The 24473-nt window shown below is 68.2% G+C and carries 17 protein-coding genes; 1 reads left to right on the top strand and 16 read right to left on the bottom strand.

The annotated features are described in order from the left end of the window. Positions 1-12: 12 nt before the first annotated feature. The 16 genes from FHS02_RS09815 to FHS02_RS09890 form a co-directional block, all read right to left on the bottom strand. Positions 13-1257 carry an acyltransferase family protein gene (locus FHS02_RS09815; RefSeq protein WP_137313261.1) on the bottom strand — a complete coding sequence of 415 codons (1245 nt, stop codon included), beginning with the start codon at positions 1255-1257 and terminating at the stop codon, positions 13-15. A gap of 187 nt (positions 1258-1444) precedes the next feature. Beyond that, entirely contained in the window at positions 1445-2554 is a 1110-nt protein-coding gene (locus FHS02_RS09820) for a porin (protein ID WP_183444252.1), read from the bottom strand. Positions 2555-2623: 69 nt separating this feature from the next. Then, the gene (locus FHS02_RS09825) at positions 2624-3976 is read right to left on the bottom strand and encodes an MFS transporter (RefSeq protein ID WP_175424754.1); all 1353 of its coding nucleotides are present in this window, start codon (positions 3974-3976) and stop codon (positions 2624-2626) included. 242 nt (positions 3977-4218) lie between these two features. After that, positions 4219-7083 carry a TonB-dependent receptor gene (locus tag FHS02_RS09830; RefSeq protein ID WP_137313263.1) on the bottom strand — a complete coding sequence of 955 codons (2865 nt, stop codon included), beginning with the start codon at positions 7081-7083 and terminating at the stop codon, positions 4219-4221. A gap of 82 nt (positions 7084-7165) precedes the next feature. Beyond that, positions 7166-8104 carry a carbohydrate kinase family protein gene (locus FHS02_RS09835; protein ID WP_137313264.1) on the bottom strand — a complete coding sequence of 313 codons (939 nt, stop codon included), beginning with the start codon at positions 8102-8104 and terminating at the stop codon, positions 7166-7168. Continuing rightward, positions 8101-9240 (bottom strand): ABC transporter ATP-binding protein, encoded by a 1140-nt coding sequence (locus tag FHS02_RS09840; RefSeq protein ID WP_137313265.1) that lies wholly within the window; start codon positions 9238-9240, stop codon positions 8101-8103. The genes FHS02_RS09835 and FHS02_RS09840 overlap by 4 nt, the downstream gene beginning before the upstream one ends. Then, positions 9241-11571 (bottom strand): GH32 C-terminal domain-containing protein, encoded by a 2331-nt coding sequence (locus tag FHS02_RS09845; protein WP_137313266.1) that lies wholly within the window; start codon positions 11569-11571, stop codon positions 9241-9243. A gap of 44 nt (positions 11572-11615) precedes the next feature. Continuing rightward, positions 11616-12596, bottom strand: a complete 981-nt coding sequence (locus FHS02_RS09850; RefSeq protein WP_137313267.1) for a family 43 glycosylhydrolase — start codon at positions 12594-12596, stop codon at positions 11616-11618. 13 nt (positions 12597-12609) lie between these two features. Continuing rightward, positions 12610-13506, bottom strand: a complete 897-nt coding sequence (locus tag FHS02_RS09855; protein WP_137313268.1) for a carbohydrate ABC transporter permease — start codon at positions 13504-13506, stop codon at positions 12610-12612. Then, positions 13503-14573 carry a carbohydrate ABC transporter permease gene (locus tag FHS02_RS09860; protein ID WP_137313269.1) on the bottom strand — a complete coding sequence of 357 codons (1071 nt, stop codon included), beginning with the start codon at positions 14571-14573 and terminating at the stop codon, positions 13503-13505. Before FHS02_RS09860 ends, FHS02_RS09855 begins: the two co-directional genes overlap by 4 nt. Continuing rightward, complete coding sequence (locus FHS02_RS09865) at positions 14570-15838, bottom strand: sugar ABC transporter substrate-binding protein (RefSeq protein WP_137313270.1); 1269 nt, start codon at positions 15836-15838, stop codon at positions 14570-14572. The genes FHS02_RS09860 and FHS02_RS09865 overlap by 4 nt, the downstream gene beginning before the upstream one ends. Continuing rightward, positions 15835-16881, bottom strand: a complete 1047-nt coding sequence (locus FHS02_RS09870) for a LacI family DNA-binding transcriptional regulator (RefSeq protein ID WP_137313271.1) — start codon at positions 16879-16881, stop codon at positions 15835-15837. Before FHS02_RS09870 ends, FHS02_RS09865 begins: the two co-directional genes overlap by 4 nt. A 152-nt stretch (positions 16882-17033) precedes the next feature. Then, positions 17034-20045, bottom strand: coding sequence for a TonB-dependent receptor plug domain-containing protein (locus FHS02_RS09875; protein ID WP_137313272.1), 3012 nt, complete (start codon positions 20043-20045; stop codon positions 17034-17036). A gap of 620 nt (positions 20046-20665) precedes the next feature. Beyond that, positions 20666-21697 carry a cation diffusion facilitator family transporter gene (locus FHS02_RS09880; protein WP_137313273.1) on the bottom strand — a complete coding sequence of 344 codons (1032 nt, stop codon included), beginning with the start codon at positions 21695-21697 and terminating at the stop codon, positions 20666-20668. Positions 21698-21808: 111 nt separating this feature from the next. Beyond that, a complete protein-coding gene (locus FHS02_RS09885) occupies positions 21809-22771 on the bottom strand; it encodes an extracellular catalytic domain type 1 short-chain-length polyhydroxyalkanoate depolymerase (RefSeq protein WP_137317323.1) in 963 nt (320 codons plus the stop codon). Between the two features lie 290 nt (positions 22772-23061). Next, positions 23062-23406: a hypothetical protein gene (locus FHS02_RS09890; protein ID WP_137313274.1), complete on the bottom strand. Its 345-nt coding sequence runs from the start codon at positions 23404-23406 to the stop codon at positions 23062-23064. Between the two features lie 197 nt (positions 23407-23603). Here FHS02_RS09890 and FHS02_RS09895 point away from each other — a divergent pair, with 197 nt between their 5' ends. Continuing rightward, a complete protein-coding gene (locus tag FHS02_RS09895) occupies positions 23604-24197 on the top strand; it encodes a cyclase family protein (RefSeq protein WP_175424755.1) in 594 nt (197 codons plus the stop codon). The last annotated feature ends 276 nt before the right edge of the window (positions 24198-24473 follow it).

Below are 24473 nucleotides of genomic sequence, written 5' to 3' on the forward strand. Positions count from 1 at the left end.
GTTCCCCGCAGTTCAGGGCGGACCTGCCACCGGCCCAGGGGCACCGGATGGCGCGGCATCGTGCCGCGTGCCGCGCGGAAGCCTGCGGCCGTTCAGGAATACCCCCAGGAAGGACCGGCGCACCAGGAAATGGTAGGACGCCAGCAGCACCGCCGCCGTGATCGCAAGGACCAGGAACAGCTTGATGGACCAGTGCAGCGGCCATTGCAGCATCCACGCCTGCAGCAGCATGACGATGGGCAGATGGATCAGGTACATCCAGTACGATGCGTCGGCGAGATAGCGCCAGCGCACGCTTGGCGCGGCGCGCCAGCGGACGGCCAGCCCGATCACGCAGAACGTGGCGCACCACTGCCCCAGCAGGTAAGCGCAGAGATACAGCGCGCGCTCCACGCTGCCGAGCGGGATGACGGTCAGCCGCGGCACCGTGCCGGCGAGGTACAGGGCGCCCGCGGTGCCGATGAGCGCCCCCGCGAGGTACGCAGGCCAGCGCATCGCCAGTACATCGAGCGTCTGCTGGTGCCGGTGCAGGAACCAGCCCACCAGGAAGGCACTGCCGTATGCCAGCAGGCTTGGCGCGTTCGGGACCAGCCCCGCGATCGGCGACGGAATGCCCTGCCATTGCACCCACCACGCCGCGCCATACAGCGAGGCGGCGACCGGCGCGCCCAGGAGTACCGGCGCAAAGCCGTACCGGATGGACCTGTCGAGCAGGCGGCCGGCAGCGGAGCGTGCCGTCCCGCCGCTGTCGATCCGTACCACCACCGCGCGCAGCAGCAGGACGAGCACGTACAGCACCAGCAGCATGTACAGGAACCATAGGTGCGCCCATGGCACCGGCGGCCCGATCACCGGCATTGGAAACTCCATCTTCGCCATGGCCTTGATGCCGAGCTGGCGCGCGCCCCAGACGATGGCCACCACGGTCAACGGCATCGTCAGTACGTAGAACGCGACCAACGGCAGGGCAACGCGGCGCAGGCGGTTTTTCAGCAGTCCGCGGGTGCCGAGCCGCGCGTGCAGCAGGCCTGCGAAGAAACCGGCAACCACGAAGAACAGCGTCATCCTGAACAGGTGGATGAGGTAGTACAGGATACCCAGCCCGGCACTGGTCGAGCCGTCGGCCAGCGGCCAGCCCGCTTCCCGATATCCCGGCAGGAACGACATGATTGCGTGGAGCACGATGCCGGCGAGCAGCGCCCAGCTGCGCACTGCATCGAGGTGATGAAACCGTTGCTGGTCCGACTGGATGTCCATGGATCCGCCCGATCTGGTTGCCGCACATCGCGCGCTCGCGAATGACCGGCAGGTAATCCGGCCGGTCTCGCGAGCTTACGGCGCCTGTCCGCGTGCTGTCCATCAAAGCGCGCCGGATCATCCAAAAGAGAGAGGCATCCCCGCTTCTGTCCCGAACCGGGTTTCGTCGAACTTCCAGGTCAGGACGCTAGAACGCGTGCCGGACACCCAGCATCGTGCCGAACTGGGTTGCGCCGGCCGCGGTGGCCGAACCCGGCGCACCGCCGCTCACCGACAGCGCCAGCTGCCCGTCGTTATCGATGAAGCCGCTGGTGGCGTAGACCATGGTGCGCTTGCCCAGCGCGTACGTGCCGCGCAGCGCCACGAGGGCCGCCTTGTCGGCGCTGCCCCGGTAGCGCAGCCATGCAAGCTGGCCGGCGACGTTGACGCCCGGCGCCACGTCGTACGACAGCCCGGCCGCGAACACGTCGCTGCGGGGCGTGGCGATGGCATCGTTGGCGCGCCGGATCCAGTTGACGGCGATCCTGCCGTCGGCCACGCGCAGGTAGCCGCCGGCGGTGATGCGCTGGTCCAGCTGGTCCGACCGCACCAGCCCTCCGAAGGCACCGGGGCCGCCGCGCGACGTGTCGACCGCGGCGTTGGCGCCCCACCGGTCCGCCTTGTATGCCAGCAGCGCCGACCACGCGCGGCAAGTGCGGCTGCTGCCCGGCGTTTCGCCGGCGCAGTTCATGCCCGAAGGGCTCGGGCCGGCGTTGACCGTGTCGCGTCCCGGGCTGTAGGTGGCACCCACGGTCATGCCGCCAAAGCTGCCCTTGTACGCCAGCGTATTGTCGGCCCGCGCGTTCGGCAGGTAATTGTCGAACGCGCCGATGCCATAGATATTCGGGCCCATGACGTCGGTGTCCTGCAAGGCCCACAGCAGCATCGACAACTGGCGGCCGACGCTGACCTGGCCCCACGTGCCGCCCAGCCCCACCCAGGCCTGCAGGCCGAACAGCCGCCCCCCCTGGTTCAGCGACCCGCTATCCATGCCGATGCCCGATTCCAGGACGAACAGCGTTTTCAGGCCACCGCCCAGGTCTTCGCTGCCGCGCAGTCCCCAGCGCGACGGAAAGGTGCCGGTGATCGTCGGTACGCGCGCCAGGCCCTTGCCGGCCGGGCCCACGTGGTTCACATATTCGACCCCGGTATCGAGCACGCCGTACAGCGTCACCGACTGGGCCGCCGCAACCAGCGGCACGCCTGCTCCCATGGCCATTCCCATGGCCGCCGCCATGCTCCGGATCTTCGACTTCATGCGTCTCCTGCCTGTCTTGTTTTTCTGGATTGCGGGGTCCGCCGCGCCCGCGGCCTCAGCTGGCCTGCCTCAGCCGCCCTTTACCGCCGCGGCTTCTGGCGGTGCCGGGCGAAAGCCCACATGCAGCGAACCCGCGGCGATGGCGGCAACCAGCGCCGGAAGGGCCAGCGCCTGCAGCAGCGTGACGGGATCGACGTCGCTCGCCACGCCCATTCCCGCCAGCTGGATGCCGAGGATGCCGCCCAGGCGGCCAACGCTCTGCATCCAGCTCAGCCCTGTCGCGCGCGCCGCCACCGGATAGACCGATGTCGCCAGTACCTGGAACCCGGTCTGCCCGCCCATGACCAGCACGCCGGCGGCAAAGCCCATCAGCAGCAGCACGGCACTGCCGCGATCCAGCACGGCGATCCACAGCAGCGCAGCGATGGCCGCGCCGAGGTAAGTGCCGACCACGACCTTCCTGCTGCCGAACCGGTCCATCAGCCAGCCGATCAGCAGTGCGCCGGCGGCGCCGCCCGCCTGCAGGCTCGCACCGCTGAGCGACGCGGTCGCGGCGGGCACCCCCTTGAACGTCAGGAAGCTGGGCAGCCAGTTGATCAGCGTAAAGGTCATCAGCAATCCGGCGCCGTTGGCGAGCCACAGCAGGCCGGTCCTGAGCCGGTAGGCGGGCGACAGGAAGATCGCCAGCGGATTCGCCTCCACCGCGGGCCGGTCCGGCAGCGCGGGCGGCTCGACCTGCCGTCCGGCGATGCGCGACAGCAGCGCGGCGACCGCGCCGCGGTCGCGCCGCCGTTCGGCGAGAAAGCCGATCGATTCGGGCAGCCGCCAGAACAGCCATGGCAGCAGGGCCAGCGGCAGCACCGCCCCGACCACGAACATCGCCCGCCAGCCATGCTGCTGCGTGACGATGGGCGTGAGCCAGCCGACGGCGGCGCCGCCCAGCGTATAGCCGCAGTACATCGACGTGATGACCAGCGCGCGCCGGCGCGCCGGCGCGTACTCGGAGACCAGCGTCACGGCGCACGGCATCGCCGCACCGAGCCCCAGCCCCGTCACGAAGCGCAGCGCCACCAGCGCTTCCAGCGAGCCGCACCAGGCCGTCGCCAGGTTGGCCAGGCCGAATACCGCCACGGCCGCCAGCAGCAGCGGGCGGCGACCTATCCGGTCGGCCAGGATACCGGCCGCGCATCCGGCGATCATCAGCCCCACCACCCCGGCGGTGAATGCCGGCGTCAGCGCGCCTTTGGGCAACTGCCATTCGGCGCCGATGTACGGCGCGAGAAAGCCGATCAGCACCGTATCCAGGCCGTCCAGGAACATGATCAGGAAACACAGGACGAAAACGGCCCATTGCAATCCGGACAGCGGACTGTCGTCCACCAGCGTGCGATAGCCGCCGCCCTTCACAGCTTGTGTGTCCATGGGGCCCTCAGTCCCGGCAGCCGGGGCTGGCAAGCGCGCGAGCGCTCGATTCGGCATGCAGTGCCGCTTCTCGGTTCGATCTCAATGGCGTCTCCGTATCGTTGTCGTGGACGCGGCAGCGGTCTGCCGGTCCGCTGCAGTATCGCTACGGATGGTGGGGCCTGTAAAACCGAGAGTTTGGATGGAAGGTATCCGCGCCGCCGATACCTTCGCCGATACCTTCGCCGTCGCCAGGCCGTGCGTCAGAACATGTACGTCAGGCTGAAGCGGATCGTGCGGCCGAACAGGGGCCGTGCGACACCGCGGTTGCGCGTGCCGTCCGGCGACAGCAGGTCGTTGAACAGCGGATCGCCCTCGGTGAACGACAGCTGGTCGGTCAGGTTCGCCACGTGCAGGTGGGCGCGCAGGCGTTCGGTGACCTGGTACTGCGCGCCCGCGTTGACGATGTGGTACGACGGATACAGCGTCACGTTGGTGTCCGTCGCCTCGGAGAAGCGCGAGCCGTAGTACTGGAACTGCGCATACACGCTGACCGGGATGTCGGTCAGGGGCTTCAGGTCGAACGACGGCATCAGGTTCACCATCTTCTTCGGCAGCCGGCGCGGCCGCCGGCCATCCTCGCTGATCCGCACATAGTGATAGCCGGTGATCACGCCCTGCGCATCCTTGTCCTCCTGGGTGACGGTGTAGTTCGCGCCCGTCACCTGCGGGTTCTGCAGCACGAAATTGCCCTTCAGCTCCAGCCCGTCGACGGCCGCCGGGCGCCAGCTCAGCTCGATCTCGGTGCCGACATTCTTCACGCCGCGCTGGTACAGCTGGGCCACCTCGGGGCAGGAATTGATCTGTGTGACGCCACCCTGCGTGCTGCAGGCGGACGACTCGATGTCCCGGTAGATGTTGACGGCGCTGCGCGGCGAGAACTTGTTGTAGAACGCCGCGACCGAGGCCGAGAAGCCCCGCGTCAGGTAGCGCAGGCCGGTCTCGTACTGCCGGATATGCTCCACCGCGCTGACGTCCACGGGCTTGCCGTTGACCACGGTCGCGGAGGCGGTACTGAGATCGTTCAGGTCGCCCAGGCTGGGCAGGCGGAACGAGTTCGATGCCAGCCCGTACACGGCGAGCGTCCTGCCGAAGCTGTAGTTGCCGCCGAGCGACCAGCCAAAGCCCCGATACGTTTCCTGCAGCGTGTGTGGCGTGCCCGGGAAGCCGATTTCATTGTCGGCCGTGGTGTCCTGGGCCGAGCTGGCAACGATGTTCGCCGGCGTCAGGTCGCGCACGTCGTTGCGGTCGCGCCGCACCACGTCGGCCTTCAGGTCCTGCCAGCGCACGCCCGCGTCGATCTTCAGCCGGCTGCCCAGGGTTTCCCAGTGATCGAGCAGGTAGGCGGCATTGCCGTCGCCCTGGATCCTGCTGACGAAGCCGCCCCAGCCCGGCAGGATCGCCCCGCCCTGCGTCAGGCTGGGTCCCACCTGGTTGCCTTGCGCATCGACGGCAACCAGGTCGACGAGGCGCGACTGATTCGACACGTCGGTCACCAGCAGCGAGGTCTGGTGATTCGGCGCGTAGTGGTAACGGCTCTTGTAGACGCCGAACGTGATGTCGTGCGTGCCCTGCAGCTCGAAGGTTTTTTGTGCCTTCAGGTCGAGCGACGTGCTGCGCGCCTCGACCCTGGCGACGAACGGAATCGCGAAGTTCAGGTTGGCCGAGGCGGGTACGGTGGAGCCATCGTCCAGGTAGCGCCCCGCCACGCCGGCGGCCCTGGCGTGATTGCGGATGAAGTCTTCGCGGCCGATGCCGGCGAACGTCGCGCAGTTGGCGCCGGCGGGCATGTTGAAGAAGCCCACCAGTTTCGCGTGGTTCAGGTTGCACCCGAGCGCCGCGCCATGGGCCGGCGAGATCACGTCGTTCTGGTAGCGGGCATTCAGGAAGTTTGTCGACGTGGCCGTGTCGTTGCCCGTGAAGACGGCGTTGAAGCCGTTGGTGCCGGTGGTGTGCCGCAGCCCCGCCGACAGTTTCAGGCCGCCCTGCAGCTCGTGCGAACCGCCCAGCGTGAACATCCTGAAATTCGGATGCACGCCATCGGCCTGGTCGATCGTGCGCTTGCCGTATTCGCCCAGCATGTCGAAGCGCCGGTTGTATGGCGAGGCGGTGGTGCCGTGGGCGAAATCGATGCCCAGCGGCTGGATCGTGTCCTGGTCGATGACGGTCGGCCGGGCCGGCGTGCCGGGGGCCGTGAAGCGCGGTACCGAAATGGGCAGGTTCTGGTAGAACGCCGTGCGGTCGTTGATCAGCAGCGCATCGGCGCGCAGCGTGGTCCTGCGGTCGTCGCTGGTGTAGACCAGGTTGCCGCGCACCTGGCCGCCGCGGTCGGCCGTGTAGCCGGTGTCGCGAATGCCCTTGCTGCGGCGGTAGAAGCCGCCGATGGCGCCAGTGAGATTGCGGCCGAGCGGCCCGGAAACGAAGGCATCCTGGCGCACGAAGCCGTAATCGGCGTATTCGATCTTGTAGCCGCCCGCCAGCTGGTCGCCGCCGGTGCGCGTCACGTGGTTGATGGTGGCGCCCAGGCCGTTCGAATACAGGATGCCGCCCGGTCCGCCCTTCACCGCCTCCACGCTTTCCGTCATCAGGTCGTCGCGGACGAACACGTCGTTGTTCAGGAACGGCGCTTCCGGCTCCTCGTAGGCCGGCAGGCCGTCGATCAGCTGCGGGGCGAAGCGGTAGCCCCCCGTCACGGGCAGGCCGCGCACGGTGATGTTGTTGCTGGCTTCGCCCGCGCTGCCGCCTTCCGAGTAGATGCCGGGGATGTTCGCCAGCAGGTCGGCCGTGCTGGCCGGCGCCAGCCGCTGGATATCCTCGGCGCTCAGCGTGTTGATGGAAAACGCCGCGTTCTTCTTGGTCGTGGTCCGCGTCACGCCGGTGACGATGACGACGGCCGCAGGATCCGGGGCCACGCTTTCCGCGGCGGGCGGTGTTTCCGCGGCAGGCGGCGTGTCCGCACCGGGCTTGGTCTGCTGCTGCGCGAACACCAGCGCGGGTGCCAGGCAGATCGCCAGCGCGGCGCGGCGGCCGACGTGGCGGGTGATGAAGCAAGCAAGTGAGCGATTCATTCCGTATCTCCTTTTATGATTATCGGCTGGCGCACGCCATGCCGCTCGGTCTGTCCAACGTTGTCATGCTCGTTACAGCGATTCAGTGTTGCGGGTCGACCTCCGCCAGGCGCGGCATGTCGGCACCGCGCCGCGAGCAGGTGATGGCGGCCGCCCGTGCCGCGAAGTCCAGCGCGGCGCGCAGCGTGCGGACCTCCATGCCGGCCAGGGTGGCGCGGTTCAGCAGGCCATGGCGTGCCAGGTAAGCCAGCAGGGCAGCCTGGAAGGTGTCGCCGGCGCCGACCGTGTCGACCACGGCCACCTCCACTGCCGGCAGGTCGAAGGGCGCCAGCGTGGCCGTCGCGGCCAGCACGCCGTCGCCGCCGCGCGTGACGATGGCCAGCGCGACACCGGACTGGATCGCCAGGTCCAGGAAGGCACGCGGCGTCATGTCCGGATACAGCGTGCGCAGGTCTTCGTCGCTGATCTTCAGCAGGTCGGTGCGGGGCAGCATCCAGGCGACCGCGCCGGTCCACGCGTTGCGGTCCGGCTGGATCGTCAGGCGCACATTGGGATCGAAGGCAATCAGGCTGCGGCCCTGCTGGCGCGTGACGAGCGCGCGCAACGCCGAAGCCACCGGTTCGACCGCCATGCAGTAGGAACCCACGTGGATGGCTGCCGCCTCGACCGGCACGCGATCGACGTCCGCCAAGGCCACCGCGCGCTCCGCGGTCGCCGTGCCGTACAGCGTGTAGGCCGGCACGCCGCCGGCATCCAGGTCGACCGTGACCAGCGCGGTCGGCGCGGCCGGGCGCGGCGCGCACGACAGGTCGACGCCCTCCTCGGCCAGCGTGGCGGCCAGCTTGCGGCCGAACATGTCGGCCGACAGGCCGCCGAAGTACAGCGGCCGGGCGCCGAGCCGGGCCAGCCCGATCGCCACGTTGAACGGCGAGCCGCCCACTTTCGCGGCCAGCGCGTAGCCGCCGGGCGCATCGCCGTCGCAGAACACATCGAACAGCGCTTCTCCACAAACGATGATCATGCCACCTCCGAAATGCCGGCCAGTCCCGCGCCGCGATTGTTGAAATCGACCGGTCCCGCTGCCGCCGTGCGCGCACCGATCCGCTGTCCCGCCGCGTCGAACACGTGGACGCGGCCCGCCATCGGGGCGACACGCCACCGCGCGCCAGCGGCCGGCGGCGTGTCCTGCGTTACCGCCATCAGCGGCTTGTCCAGGCCCGCTACGGACAGGTGCACATACGATTCGGCGCCTAGCCGTTCCACCAGCAGCACGCTGCCCTCGATCGGGCCGGCGGGATCGGCGGCCAGGTGCTCGGGACGGAGGCCGACGGTGACGGCACCGGCGGCAGCGCCGTCGGGCACCGGCCAGTCGATCGCGATGTCACCGATGCGCAGCCGGCCCGCGGCGGACAGCACGCCCGGCACCAGGTTCATCTTCGGGCTGCCGATAAAGCCGGCGACGAACACGTTGGCCGGCTCGTCGTACAGGTGCATCGGCGGGCCGATCTGCTGCACGCCGGCCGGCCCCAGTACCACGATCCGGTCGGCCAGCGTCATCGCCTCGACCTGGTCGTGCGTCACATAGACCATCGTCGCGCCCAGCTGCTTGTGCAGCCGGGCGATCTCGACCCGCATGTCGGCGCGCAGCGCCGCATCGAGGTTGGACAGCGGTTCGTCGAACAGGAAGGCGCGCGGCTTGCGCACGATGGCCCGGCCGATGGCGACACGCTGCCGCTGGCCGCCCGACAGCTGCGGCGGCCGGCGTTCCAGCAGGTGTTCCATCTGCAGCATCTTCGCCACCGACTGCACGGCGGCCCTGATCTCGGCCTTCGGCACGCGCGCCAGCTTCAGGCCGAACGCGATGTTTTCGTAGACGCTCATGTGGGCGTACAGCGCATAACTCTGGAACACCATCGACAGCCCGCGCTTCGCCGGCGGCGTATCGTTGACCCGCTCGCCGTCGATGCGGATCTCGCCCGCGCTGATTTCCTCCAGCCCGGCGATCATGCGCAGCAGCGTCGACTTGCCGCAGCCGGACGGTCCGACCAGCACGACGAATTCGCCATCGGCGATCGCGAAGTCAACGTCGCGCTGGATGTAGTGCGACTCCCTGCCCGGATATGTCTTGCCCACGCCATGCAATGTGATCGATGCCATTCAATTCTCCTTGTCGATGGACCCCATGGTCCACACGCGCAGTGCCCGCACGCGGTCGCCGGGCAGCGCCAGCAGCGCCAGCCCGTCGGCGTCGGCCCGCGACGTATAGGTCCGGCTGGTCAGGCTCCTGCGTTCGTTGGCATACGCCTCGACCATCGAGCGGTCGAGGAACACGCGCAGGCGCAGCGGTTCGCCGGCCAGGTCGAACGCGCCGCCCTGCACGCCGTACGACCGGTCGCGCGACGTGCGGGTGCGGTCGATCTCCAGCCGGCTGCGCGCGGTGTCCACGTACAGGTCGGTCCGCTCGGCGCCGCCCGGGGCGACGCGCACGCCCAGGCCGCGCCGGCCCGCCTTGGGCGATGGCGCCAGCTCCAGTTCGATTTCCAGCGCATCGCCACGCACCGCGGCCAGCGCACGCTCTGCTTCCGCCACGCTGGCGTCGGTGAGGTTCACCAGTTGCCGGCGGCGCAGGCTGGCCAGCTCTTCGATCGGCGCCAGCCGCAGGTCGCCGTCGCCGCCCAGCGACAGCGCGACCGGCAGGCCGCCGTTGTGCGCCCAGCCGGCGTCGTACTCGTCCCGCAGCGTGCGCTCGCCCTGGGCGATGGAAAACACGATCGTGCGGCCCGTCTTCGGATCGACGAAGCCGCTCGGTCCGGAGAAATGGCCCTGGCCCACGTCGAACACGCGTGGCGCTTCCAGGTCCGGCGTGAAGCGCGCCGTCTCCGGATCGAACACGCCGATCCAGTAGTACGCCTGCGCGCGCACGTCGTTGAGGAACACGTGCCGTTCGCGGCCATCGCGGCCCTTGCCGACCGGCAGCAGTACCGGCAGCTCCCACGTGGCATCGAAGCCGGGGAAGCGCGCCGCATCGATCGAGAACAGCGGCCCGCGCGGCGTCCAGTTGCGCAGGTCGGCCGATTCGTACACCAGCGCCGTGCCGCTGCCGCCCGGCAGCTTCGAGGCCACCAGCTGGAACCAGCGCTGGCGCGTGCCGTCGCGGAACACGAAGGGATCGCGGAAATCGCCGAAGTGCCCTTCGCCCTGCTTCTGCACCGTGACCGGCACGGGGTGTTTTTTCCAGCCCACGAAATCCGCATCGGCCGGATCGCGCGGCGTGGCCATGCCGGTGCGCTGGTTCGGCCTGGCACTGTCGTTCCCGGCCGTGAAGAACAGCACGGGCGAACCGTCGGCCGCATGCGTCGCGCTGCCGGACCAGATGCCGTCGGTGGCCAGGCCGTCGTCTTCCGGCGCCAGCGCGATGGGCAGTTCGCGCCAGTGGACCATGTCCGGGCTGACCCAGTGGCCCCAGTGGATCTGGTGCCAGAACGGCCCGAACGGATTCTTCTGGAAGAACAGGTGATACTGCCCGGCGTGGTGGAACGGCGCATGCGGCTCGTTCATCCAGCCCGCATCGGGCATCGCGTGGTAACGCGGGCGATGCCGGTCGCCGGCAAACGTCGACGGCGCGATGCGCAGGTCGGCCGGCGCCAGGCGCGGCGGCTTGCCGCCATGGCGCGCCACGTCGGCGGCGATGGTCCGTGCCACAGCGGCGGCATCGGACGGCGCTGCATCGATGCGCACCTCGTCCATCAGGCCGAGGAAGGTGTTCAGGCTGAACACGCCGCCGATCCGTTCCGGTTCGGAGTGGCGGCCGATCGTCAGCGGTTTCACGGGCAAGGCGAAATTCGCGCCCGCCGGCACGCCGGCTTCGGCGACCCGCTCGCCGTCCAGGAACAGCGCCACCTTGCGCGTTGCGGGGTCGTAGCTGGCGGCGACGTGGGACCAGGCATCGCGCGGCAGCTTGCGGGCCGTGACGCGGACATCGAGGATCTCGCTGCCCAGCCCCAGCTTGATGCCCCAGGTGCCGAAGCGGAACACGCCGAACGAGAAGCCCTGCTTCGCCGCCCCGTCGAACTGGCTGAGGAAGGCCGAGTAATGGCCGCCGTCGCCCCATTCGAACGCATGCGGCGCCACCCAGGCGCTCAGCGTGAAGCCGCCGCTGGCCTGCGCGATGGTCAATCCGGGCGCCTCGATGCGGGTCGAGTAGCCGTCGAACAGCAGGCAGCCGGCGAGCACGCAGCCGCCAGTGCGCCACAGCGGCGGCGAGGCGGGCTTGAAGCGGGCCTCGTTGAACACATAGCTGACCGGGTCGGCGCGCCCCGCGTGGCGTTCGGTGGCGCTCTTGCCGCCCGTTTCATCCAGGCTCCAGTGTGCCGGCAACGGCGTGCCGGGCGCCGCCAGCGCGGCAGCCGCAAGACCGGCCAGCGCCAGTCCCGCGATGGCCCGCCAGCGCCGCCGCAGCGGTGGTGTGCAAGCTTCGTGTTGATGCATCGTGTCTCCTCCCTGTCCGGGTTATCGGTTGATGTCCATCGTTGTCATTTTCGTGCCGGAAAAGCATCCGCTTTCACGTACAGGCCGTCCTCCAGGCGCAGCGGGATCGGGTCGCCGATGCGGCCGGCAAACCGGCCATCGGCGCCGGTATCCTCGAACGCCATCAGGCAGTCGCCGCCCGTGACGGGGTCGCGCAGGATCTTGCCCGCGTAGCGGCGGCATGGCACGTCGCCGTCGAGGAAGCCGGGTGCCGGCTGCCACGGTCCCAGCGGGTGGTCGGCAACCAGATAGTGCGTGCCGGAGACACCGCCATGATGACGCTCGCGCATCGCTTCCGACCAGTGCGCGGCGACATTGCAGAACACGCAGTACCAGCGCCCGTCGCGCTCGAACACCTGCGGCACTTCGAGCTGGCCGTAATGGCCGCCGTGGTACACCGGTGCGGTCGCTTCCCAGTGCACCAGGTCCGGCGACACCGCATGGCCGATCACGCCCCGTTCGTACAGCGGTCCGTCGTTGCGGCGGGCGGTATAGAACATGTGGTACATCCCGTCGATCCTGTCGGGCAGGACCCACGGGTCGCGCAGCGCCCGGTCGTGCCAGCGGCCTTCCTGGTATTCCTCGTACCAGCGCTCGTCCAGGTCCAGCGCCAGGCCGTCGCCGACACGCTGCCACGGCCCGTCGATGCTGTCCGCCGTGGCGTGGCCGATGCGCTGGCGCATGCCGTTCTCGGCCCGGCACGTGCCGGTATAGAACAGGTGATAGCGGCCATCGACGGCGATCACGGAACCGGTCCATGTGGTGTAGTCGTCCCAGGCCGGGCCGGCCGACGGGCCGAATACCCTGCCGCGCGGGGTCCAGTCGCGCAGGTCCTGCGAGACGGCGTGGCCGACCGACACGTTCCAGTGCCGCAGGTCGGGATTGCCGATGGCCCGGTCGGCCTGCAGGAAGAACAGGTGCTGCGTGCCGGATTCCTCGAAATGCCAGAAGTCCCAGATATATTTGTCGTCGAGTTGAAGTGTCATAGTGCTTCCAGGGTTAGCCCTTGACGCCGGTTCCGGCCACCGACGCGACGAACTGCCGCTGGAAGGCCAGGAACACCGCGAGCACGGGCAGGGTGATCACCGATGCGTAGGCCATGATCTGGCCCCACGAATTGGTACGTCCGAAAAATTGCTGTATGCCCGGCTGGACCGGCCGGAATGCCTCGCCCTGCACCACCATGATCGGCCACAGGTACTGGTTCCACGCCGAGATGAACAGCACGATGGCGGCGGTGGCGATGACCGGGCCGCTGTTGGGCATGATGATGCGCGCATAGACGGTCCACGGGCCGGCGCCATCCATCTTGGCCGCTTCGTCCAGCTCGGGCGGGATGTCGCGGAAGAACTGGTAGAACAGGAACACGCAGAAGGCATTGGCCAGGAACGGGATGACCTGGACGTGCAGGCTGTTGAACCAGCCCGTGTGCAGCACCAGCTGGCCGTGCTCGATGGCGGGCCACGGCAGCCGCGCCACCAGCGACAGCAGCGGGATCGCGATCACCTCGAACGGCACGATCACCATCGCCACCACCAGGCCCAGCACCGCCTGCCGGCCGCGCCAGCGCATGCGGGCGATCGCGAACGCCAGCATGCTGTTGACGAGGATGCCGCCGGCGACCACCAGCGCGGCGATCACGGTCGAGTTGAGCAGGAACGACGGCAGGTCGCTGTGTTCGAAGATCGCCGTGTAGTTGCGCAGCGACCAGCCGCTCGACGGCAGGTAGGCCGACCAGGAACCCAGGTTGGCGAAGATGGCCGAGTCGTCCTTGAACGACGAGATGAACATGAACAGCAGCGGCGCCACGAACACCAGGCCGATCGCGGCCATGACGGCGAACAGCGCAGTATCACGCAAGATCCTGCGGCCGGCTTTGCTGACGGCGGTGGTCATTTCCCCTCTCCTTTCGCTACCAGCATGCGCTGCAGCACGGACAGCCCCAGCACGACGGCGAAGAACACCAGCGTGATGGTCGAGCCATAGCCCACGTCCTGCTCCCGGAATCCGCTGCGCACGGCGTGGTACACGACGGTCGTCGTCGAATCCAGCGGCCCGCCGGACGTCATGACGTCGACCTGCGTGAACAGTCCGAAGGCCAGCAGCGTGGTCGATACCAGCACGAAGACGATCGTGTTGCGCAGGCCCGGCAGCGTGACGTGCACGAAGCGCTGCCACGCATTGGCGCCCATCAGCGTTGCCGCCTCGTACAGCTCCGGCGAGATCGATTGCAGCCCGGCCAGGAACACGAGCATCTGGAAGCCGGCGCCCTGCCATGCCGACATCAGCGCAATGGCGGGCAGCGCATAGCTGCTGTCGCCCAGCCAGTCGGGGCCGGCGTCCGGGTCGTGCAGCAGGCCGCGCAGCAGTTCGTTCAGCATGCCGCGGTCGGTATTGAGCATGAAGGCCCAGACGATGGACGCCACCACCATCGACGTGACGACCGGCGCGAAATACACGGTGCGGAAGAAGATCCGGCCGCGGATCTTCTGGTTGACCAGGATCGCCAGCCCGAGCGCGGCGCCGCATTGCAGCGGCAGCACCAGCGCCGCGAACAGGAAGGTGTTGATCAGCGACCGGTAGAACAGCGGGTCGGTTGCCGCCAGCACGATGCGCTTCTCGCCCACCGCGATGCGGAACGCCTCCCGGTACGATTGCAGGCCCGGATGCCGCTCGCGCACCTGGCGCCAGGTGGGATAGCGCACGCCCCCGTCGTCGCGCTGCGCCGTGCCTTCGGTATCGCGCAGCGGCTCGACGACGACCACGTCCAATGCCAGCAGCCGTTTGTAGTTGTCGAGGCCCACGTACCGCGTGGGTTCGGGCGACATCAGCCGGTGGTTGGTGAACGTGGCGCCGGCCGCCAGGACCATCGGCAGCACGACGAACAGCAGGAACAGCAGCACCGCCGGCGACGCGAACAGCGCCACCGCCAGCGGATGATCCTGGCCGAGTTTGATCTTCATGAACCGCCTCCCGCCTTGCGCACGGCGAAGCCATAGCCGTTGTTGCGCTTGATATTGTGTTCCATCGCTTCCACCGCTTCGTCCAGCGCTTCGGCGGCATCCTTGCCGCTGCGGATGTCGGCCATGGCCTTTTCGAATGCCGACGACAGCGCCGGGTAGGCCGGCGTTGCCGGTCGCGGCACGGCATAGCGCTTCGCATAGTCGAAGTAGACGCGCCAGGCGCCGCCGGGCCGGTAGTGCTCCGTCAGCGCGGCGCCCTCGGCGCTGACGGGAACCAGTCCCGTCATCCGCGAGGCGGCGGCGATTTCGGCCGGCGAGACCAGGTGGCCAAGAAAGGCCGCGGCGCCGTCGGGGTGCCGGCAGCTGTTCGTGATGCCCCATTGCCAGGACGCCGCGCCGATCTTCGGGCCGTGGCCGAAGTCGGGCGGCGGCATCGCGACCAGGTCATCACCGAACAGGGCGCTGTACTCGCGCGCCTTCCACGACCCGGTGTAGTGGAACAGCGCCCTGCCCTGCTCGAAGGCCTTGTCGTCGGCGGGATGGCGTTCGGCCAGCCGGTCCCTGAACAGGCGCCCGTAGTATTGGCCCACGCCGATCGCCGCGGTGCTGTTCAATACCCCGTCGACGCGAAGGTAGCTGGCGCGGTCGATCAGGTCCGTGCCGGCGCTTTGCAGCCACGGCGAGAAGGCATAGCTGTACCACTCGCCCTTGAAGCGGCCGTTCAGGTCGAGGGGAAAGCGGAAGCGGCCGGTGCGCTTCGCGGCGGCCAGGATGCCGTGGAATTCGGCCGGCGTGTACGGCTGCTCCATCGTGGCGACGCGGGCGCCGAGGGCGGCCAGCTGCGAGCGGCGGGCAAACAGCGCCAGCACGACATCGGCCTGCCCCACGCTGTACAGCCGGCCCTTGTAGGTGCCGCGTCCTCCTTCGAGGAGCGGTGCGACGGCGGCGGCCGGCAGCAGGCCGTCGAGCGTGCGCACGTGGCCGGCCCAGGCGAAGTTGGGCACCGTCGGCTGGTCCATCGCGATGATGCACGGCAGTTGCCCCACCATCGAGGCGGCCGTGATCGATTCCGTGTAGGAGCCTTGCGGGATGGCCTCGACCGTGACCCGCCAGCGCGGCTGAGAACGGTTGAACCGGTCGACCGCGGCCCTGCCCGCAGCCATCTCGGCATCGCCGGTATCGTGGCGCCACAGCCTGATCTCGACCGGCGCGGCCAGCGCGGGAGAAACCAGTACGGCCAGCACGGCCGCCAGTACCGGCTTCATGGCTTGCCTGCCTTGCCGGCCCCGCTGTCCTTCCGGAACGGCGCCGCCACGGTGCCGCGCATGACCGGCAGGCACGGTACGCGCACGGTGCGTGGCGCGTCGTCGCCCGGTTCCAGCACATGGCGCCCGGACAGTTCGCCGATCTCGCGGTACGGCAGCGCCACCGTGGTCAGGCCGGGATCGAGCGCCTCGGAAATCAGCCGGAAATCGTCGAAGCCGACGACCGATACATCGGCCGGCACGCGCAGGCCGCGCCGCTGCAGGATGAAGATCACGCGCATCGCCATCTTGTCGTTGCCGCACAGGATCGCGGTCGGCCGGTCGGCGCTGGCAAACAGCCGCTCCACCGCGCCGGAAAGGTGGGCGAATTCATCGGCTTCATCCGCTTCCGCGCCATGGATCAGCCACTGCGGCACGGGCGCCACCCCATGCTCCCGCAGCGCCTGGTGAAAGCCGCGCAGGCGCAGGTCCGTGGCGACCATGCCGGGGATCAGCTGCAGGAAGGCGATCTTGCGGTGCCCCGCCTGCAGCACGATCTGCGCCGCCGCGTAGCCGCCGCCTTCGTCATCGGGAATCACCTGCATGTAGCGGCCCGGCTCCTCGAAGCAGTTGGCCAGCGCGGTGGGCGTGCTGCCCAGCATCGGCGCCAGCGCGATGCGCCGGTGGAACGGCGTGGCGTACAGGATCGCCTCGACCCGCCGCTCGCGCATGTCGGCCACCAGCCGGTCGGCCACGTCGGCACGGCCGCCCGTCTCGCCGATCAGCAGCACCTTGCCCAGCTGTTCGCAGACGTGGTGGATGCCCTTGATGATCTCGGACGAGTCGGGCGACGTGGTCAGCTGCTCGGCGATGACCGCCACCAGTCCCGTGGGCTTGCCGCGCAACATGCGCGCCGCCGCCGACGGCGTGAACTCCAGCGCCTGCATGGCTTTTTCAATGCGGGTGCGGGTTTTTTCCGACACTTCGGTACCGCCGTTCAGCACGCGCGATACGGTCTTGATCGACACTCCGGCCTTCTCGGCCACGTCGTGAATGGTTGCCACTCGGTCTCCTGGATGCGTTTGTTCTGCCGCCGGACAGCAAAATGTCCAACGTTGTCATTTTCAGGAATGATAAGGACCGGCATTGGCCGTGTCAACAAAAATGGCGCTGTTCGCAGCGAACAGCGCCATCCGCACTACACCGCCAGGCAACCTCAGAACGTCATGCGCACGCCCGCCCTGTACGTACGCCCCACCGCATCGTAGACCGCCGGGTTGAGTGCCAGGCTGAGGTTCGTCTGCGGCACCAGCACCGGATCGCGGTCGGCCAGGTTATCGACCTTGAAGTACGCCGTCACCTGCTTCGTCACGTTCCAGGTGCCGCCCAGGTCGAGGTAGACGGCGCCGGGCATGTGGTTGTCGTAGATGGTCGGATGGGCGGCGGTCGGCAGCGGGCAGCCGGTCCGGCACTCGATGTACTCGTTGTTGAATACCCCGGAGCTGATCCAGCGCTCGGTCAGCGTCAGCCCGAACCTGCCGTCCTCCCACGACTGCGACAGCAGCGCCTTCCACTTCGGCGTGGCACCTGTCATGTTGCCGGCCCCTTCGGTCGGCGTGGTGCCGGGCACGCCCGGATCGGACAGCGAGTGGATCGTGCGGGTCGCCAGGCCGCGCAGCGTGACGGCGCCCGGCAGGCCCCAGTCGGACAGCGGCTGGCGCCAGGCGCCCTCGATGTCCACGCCGCGCGTGTGCAGGGAGGCGAAGTTGAAGCTCTGCGCCAGCACGTAGTTGGTACCCGCCGGGCCGTCGATCGACACGGCGGCGCAGACTTCCTGGTAGCCGGCGTAGCACAGGTCGACCTCCTGCTGCGGGTTCAGCGAGCTGATGACGTTCTTGACCTTGATGTCGTAGAAATCGACCGACAGGCTGAGGTTGCGCGCCCACCCCGGCTGGCTGAGCACCACGCCGAACGAATTGTTGCGGGCGTTTTCCGGCTTCAGGTTCGGGTTGCCGACGTTGCGCTGCTGGACCTGGATCGACGAGCCCTGCGAGTTGTTGACGGCCTGGTTGGTGACCGTCATGGCGGCGTACAGCTCGGAGAGGTTGGGCGCGCGCACGTCCTTCGAGCTGACCGCCCGCAGCCGCACGCCGTCGATCGGTGTCTTCCACGTGGCGCCGATCTTCCATGCCCTGGCGTGTCCGGCGGTGCTGTATTTTTCCTCCCGGTCGGCGATGTTCAGGTTGGCCTCGCCCCACGTGGCGGACTTCAGGAACGGGATGTTGAATTCGACATAGGCCTCCTTCACGTTGAAGCTGCCCTCGCCATTGTGGTAATTGCCGGCGAACCAGTTGTCTCCGGTGACCGACAGCGTGGGATCGAGCGGCCAGGCAGCGCTGTACGGCGACTGGTCGGTGACGCCGGCGCCGTAGGGGTCGCCGACCACAGCGTATTTCTCGCGGCGGTACTCGGCGCCGAACGCCATCGAGACGGGGCCGGCCCAGCCTTCCCACACCTCGCCGTTGACGTTGACGCTGGCGACGTTCTGGCGCGATTCCGTGTGCTGGCGCGGGCCGGTGCGCGGCGCGATGTATTCCCAGCCCGCCATGTTGATCGGCACGTCGCCGAAAATGTTGACCGGCTGGCAGCCGGCCGCGCGGGCCTCGGCGCTGCGGCAGACGATCGCGCCGCTGGCCGGGTCGCGCACCGCGTCGATGGCGAAGTTGTAGCGCCGGTTCAGCGTGATGTCGCGCACGTCGATGATCGTGGTGTTCTCGCCGTGCTCGGCGTACGCGTCGTACGCCCAGTCCTTGCCGAACAGGGCGAACTTGCCGTTCGCGCCGGCCACGAAGCGGCGCTGGGTGCGCGTCGGGTGCACATTGATATTGGCCGGGAACTGTGCGTTCGCGGTGCCGACCGACATCACGCCGGTCGGGTAGCCGGACACGCAGCCGGCGGCCACCGAGGCCGGCAGGTAGGCGTTGTCGCAACCGATCGACAGGTTACCCTGCTTGGCCGCGCCGGGGTTCGGCGAGAAATGCGACTTGACCTGCGCCCAGTTGGCGGTGACGTAGATCTCGTTGTCGGCATCGAGGTTCCACGATACGCGGCTGTAGGCCACCTGGCGCTTGAAGTTCATGGCCAGGTTGGTGCCGGCGCCGACGCTGCCCGAGCGGTCGCCGCCGATGCAGAAGTTGCCCATGCAATCCGTGCCGTACTCGAACGGATATGGCGTGCCGCCGGGACCGAACGCGGTGCCGCGCAGCGGACCGTTCGTGATCAGGCCGTATTTGGCGTACTGGATATGCTGGGCGTGCACGATGCTCCGGTAGCGCGGCTGGCCGGCCGCCTGCATTTCCCGGGTCGATTCCTGCAGCGCGGGATTGTTGTACCAGTTGCGCCCGTTCGCGCCCACTTCGCCGAAGCCGGGCGAATCGATGCCGTTCTGCTTCGTGAATTCGCCGCTGACCGTGACGTGCAGCCGGTCGTCCAGGAAGCCCTTGCCCCAGGCGGCCTGCAGGGTCGCGCTCTTGTCGTCGTCGTACTTCGTCATGCCGCCCGACAGGTTGGTCTTGAAGCCGGCGAACTTCTTGTCGGTGATGAAGTTGACGACGCCGCCGATCGCGTCCGACCCGTAGGACGCCGACGCGCCACCGGTGACGACGTCGACGCGCTTGACCAGCAGTTGCGGGAACTGGCTGACGTCGGTGATGCCGGTGACGTTGGCGCCGACCACGCGCTGGCCGTCCAGCAGCGTCAGCGTGCGGATCGTGCCCAGCCCGCGCAGCGACAGCGACGACAGGCCCTGGATGCCGCTCGAGGTGCTGAACGTGTTGGTGGTACGCCCCGTGCTGCCCTGCAGCGCCGGCAGTTCGACCAGCGTCTCGAACAGGTTCGGCTTGGCGGCCTTCTCGAGGTCCGCGTTCGTCAGGGTGGTGGTGGGAATCGGCTGGCTGAAGCCGCGCGCCGCGATGCGCGAACCGGACACGATCACGGTGTTCGCGGGTCCCGCGGGGGCCGCAGGGTCGGGCGCGGCCGGCGTCGCGGGTGGCGCGTCGGGTTGCGGGACAGCGATGTTGGTTTCCGCCTGCCCTTCCTGAGCCTGAGCCTGAGCCTGAGCCTGGGCCTGGGCCTGGGCCTGGGCCTGGGCCTGGGCGGACAGCGCGAGGATGCCGCAGGCGCCGGCCACCGCAAGATGGATCAGGGTGCGTTGAAATGGTGAATGCATGTTGTCTCCGTTTTCTGGTCGATGGCGCCGTCTGAGCGGTTGGCCGGTATGCCGCGGCGGATGGCATCGATGCCTGCCACGGCTCCAGGAGGCCATGGCGCACTGCCGCAGGTAAAACGCCAGCCATCAGTTGGCGATGGCTGGTCCCTGGTATGGTTTGCATCCGCGCAGGCCTGGTGCGGCGACGGCGTGCGCGGGCAGCCGCGCCCGAAAGAGGCACGGCAGGCGAATGAAGCAAGCAAGGACGGGGCGAGGCGCGCAACGATGCGGTCCCGCACGGGAGAGGTGGCCGGCCGTGCCGGTCAGGTGGTGGTGCATGTCGGTACCCTCTGGCTGGTCAGCCGGTACCCGATGTCATATGGATTTTTCTGGACGTCGCTCTGCGGCGCGTGCGCAGCGCTTGCGCCCCTGGCGGGAGCGGAAGTGCCAGGCCAATGTACGCCAGCGCCGGCCAGGCGAGCAATCACTTTTACGTTGGAACCGATACCACAATGGATATCGGTCGCACTGGCGCGCGGTTCGCCCATGGGCAAAACGCACGACACGAGGCGGCGGGGAGGAAGCGGCTGTGATCCAAATACAACGGAGGCCCGCCCGCGGCACCGGGCCATCGCCGGCGGTCAGTGCAAGGCGGCGCGCAACGCCGAGGCCTCGAAATAGATGTGGCGGACCGCCGGATGCCGGGCGGCCACCGCCGCCTCGAGCCGGCCGATCGCCTGCTCCACCTCGTCGATCGGCATGCCGCGGCGGAACTGGACGGACGCCGCCAGCAGCACGTCGCCGGGGCCCATCTGCATCGTGCGCAGGCTGGCCACGGATTCCAGCGCGCTCTCGCGCAGGAACAGCGCGCGAAGGGCCTCGAGTTCGTCGCGGTCGATGCTTTCGCCGACCAGCAGGCCGCCGGTCTCGCGGGCCAGCATCGCGGCCGCGCCGACCAGCAGCACGCCGATCAGGATCGACGCCACCGGGTCGATATACGGATTGTCGAAATAATGGCCCAGTGCGATGCCGGCCGCGGCGATCGCGATGCCGAGCAGTGCCGCCGTGTCCTCGATGAAGACCGTGAAGACGGAGGCGTCCTTGCTGGCGCGCACGGCCTGCCACAGTGTGGTGCCCGGCTTGCGCACCGCATTCAGGGCCAGGCGCGACACGTTCCAGCTGTAGCCCTCGAACACGGCCGCGGCGCCCAGCACGAGGTAGTTCCACAGCGGGTCTTCCAGCGGCGGCGGCGTCTGCAACGCGGCGACGCCGTGGTAGATCGACAGTCCGCCGCCCAGCGAGAACACCGACAGCGCGACGATCAGCGCCCAGAAGTACAGCGACTTGCCATAGCCGAACGGGTGCTGCCGGTCGGCCGGGCGCGCACTGCGGCGCTCGCCCAGCAGCAACAGGAATTCGTTGCCCGTGTCCACGGCCGAGTGGATGCCTTCGGCCACCATCGCCGCGCTGCCGGTGATGCCCGCGACGATGAACTTGGCGGTCGCGATGCCCAGGTTGGCGACAATGGCGGCGTAGATGACTTTCTGCGACTCCCGGCGTGCGGCGCCATCGGCCGCCCCAGGCGGCGCCGGGTTGGCGGCGGCGCCCTGGCCTGCCCGGTCGTCAGGGCTGGACAGGACCTTGGTTGGCTTGGTATCGCTGCTGTCGTGCATGGGCTCCTCCGGATTGGATATCGAAGGGTGCGGAAATGCCCTGCATGCGTCTGTTCGGTCGCGCACGTGCGCCGGCATGGCCGGCGGCGGCGGCGCGTGAAGAGGATGCGCTCAGACCTGGAGGAAGAAGCGCAGCATCTCCGCGCTGGCCGGCGGCCCTTGCGGATCCGTGAAGCTGCCGCGGCCATTTCCACCCGACCAGGCATGGCCGGCGCCGTGGATGACCCAGTGTTCGGCGACGACGATGCCGTCCGCCTTCCGGTGCACCGCGCGCGTGAAGGACCGGCCAAAGCCGGTTGCCGACGCTTCGAGGCGCACCGGCGGCCGCGCCAGCCCCGCGGCGGCCAGCGATTCGCGTACCACGGAGGCGCCATTGGCCAGGTTCACGGTCGCGTCGTCGTCGCCATGGAAGACGATGACGGGAACGGCCGGTCCGGCTTGCGCCGTCGCGCCACCCGGCGATACCGCGCCATGCCGCATGACGTGCAGCGCACTGGCTGAATCGGTGGCGCACGCATGCGGCAAGCCCGAATGGCAGCCGACGGCGGCAAACAGATCGGGATAGGTGCGGCCCATGACGACCGCCATTGCTCCGCCGGCCGACATGCCCGCGATGAACACGCGCCCGGGCGCGACGGCATGGCTTGCCATCACCGCGCGGGTGGTGGCGGCGATCAGCGCCGGATCGCCGCTGCCGCGCTGCTGGTGTGCCCGGTCGAACCAGTTCCAGCAGCCGCCATAGCCGAAGGCGGATCTTTCCGGATACAGCACGAGCCAGCCGTGTTTTTCGGCGAGGTCGTTCATGCCGGTACCGTCGGCGAAATCGTCCGCGGTTTGCCCCCAGCCATGCAGCATGACCAGCAAAGGCATCTGCTCGCCTGCGTAACTGCCGGGAATGAAGAGTTTATAGCGCAATTCGCCATCGCCGGACTGGTAGCTGCCGGCTACGAATGCCGGGCGGCCGGCATGCCGATCGGGGACGGCGGCGCCTCCGGGATACTGCGGCGATTGCGGCGATTGCGGCAGCGCGCCAGGTATCAGTGCAAGCCACTGTTCCATTACCGTCTGGATCATCTCTTGCATCGTTCCCCCGAAGGATTACACTATATTTATTGATTGCCGCCTGATTGGTTTCTTGCGACGCATTCCGCCTGCGATTGAAAGGCACGACATCAACCGCCGGCTGCATTTGCACAGCCGGTGTTCGAACGGGAATATAATTTTTCTTGCCGATTTAATGCCCCGCCGCCGGCTGCGCTGGCGACATTAGCCGGCTGCGCTGGCGACATTACTCAGGCGATCGGGTCCGGGCGCTCAAGGCGATCGATCCAGCGTGAACAAGCGGACCTGTCGCGGAACCGGCGTCAAGGCGTGCCGGCCGGCTTGAACCCTTCCGTCATCGCCTTGGCGAACACGCTGGTCATCTTCGCCGCCACCTGCTGGTTGGCATTGATCAGCTGGCTGAACGACTGCTGCTGCCCCTGCGCGGCGATTTCCGCCATCGCCGCCATGCTCTCCTGCGTAAAAGTGGTCATCACGCGCGCCGCATGTTCCTGGATGATTCGTGCGGAACTCATCCATGTCTGCTGGAAGTTCGACTGCAACGCTTCCGAATAGGTCTTGCCGAGTTCGGTCATCAGATTAACGGCCGGGTTATTCTCGGCAGAGGGCATGGCGGTCGCGAAGGTGGGAAACGGAAGAGCGTTCATGGTATCTCCTGTCGAGTAAGTTATGGACGGCGCAATGAATTTGTGCGGTGCAACATCAGTATATGCGCAAATCGTTTGCGACCGCACGCTTTTCGTACACTGATTCATCCGCCGTTTTTTTTAATATTATCGACCGCCAATACTCGAATCCTGCCAGCTACTCGGCGGTATTAAGTTTTCCGATAAGGAGGGGCTTCATGAACGAATGGATCGACCTTACGCGCAAGCTCGACCAGGACCTTTCGATCTACCGGGAGGGAGATTACGCCGATCCGCCCCTGATCGCCGAACGGTGGGCGGAGCGCGCCACCGAAGGTTTCGAGGTGTGGCGCCTGATCCTGGGAACCCAGACGGGCACCCACATCGATGCTCCCTGCCACTTTGCCGACGGCGGCGCCACGCTGGACAGGCTGCCGGCCAGCGCATGCGTGGGCACCTACCGCCTGGTGACGGCCGCGTGCCTGGCCGACCGGGACTTTCGACCGGGTTGGGCCGGAGAGACCCACCTGCTGCTCGATGCCCGTGCGCCGCTGCGCGCATCCACCAGTGCCATCGACGCCCTGCTCGCCCTGCCGCCGCTGGTCGTGGCCATGGTCGGCAACCTGCAGGCCGATCATGACGACCCGCTGTGGTTTCACCGGCGCCTGGCGGAAGCGGGCAAGTACCTGGCCGAAGACACGCTCGACGACGTGGGCAGCCTGCCACCCGCGGGCGACATCATCACCCTGCCGTTGCGGCTGGTGGGAGTCAGCGGTTCGCCCGCCCGCGTCATGGTGCGCGGGAAACGGTGAGCGGCAACGGCTGCCGTCCGATCGTCGCTCGAGTCATCCCGGGTACCGCATTGGGCAGCGCCTCCCTTCCCTTCCACTGTGACAAAAAAGACACGAAAAACACGGCGGGGAACAAGGATTGTTTGATAACGCTATCATCCCGCAACCTCATCTGTCGGCGTCGATTTAATATTGGCTCATGCGCCGGAGATGCATGTGGATCCCGCAGGCGCAGGGTTTCCGGCCTCGGGAGGTCAGGCGCGGTGGGACCGCATCGGCTCGATGCGGTGTGTCGTC

Origin of the sequence: Pseudoduganella umbonata (assembly GCF_014192225.1) — a bacterium.
In the GTDB taxonomy this organism is placed as follows: domain Bacteria; phylum Pseudomonadota; class Gammaproteobacteria; order Burkholderiales; family Burkholderiaceae_D; genus Rugamonas; species Rugamonas umbonata.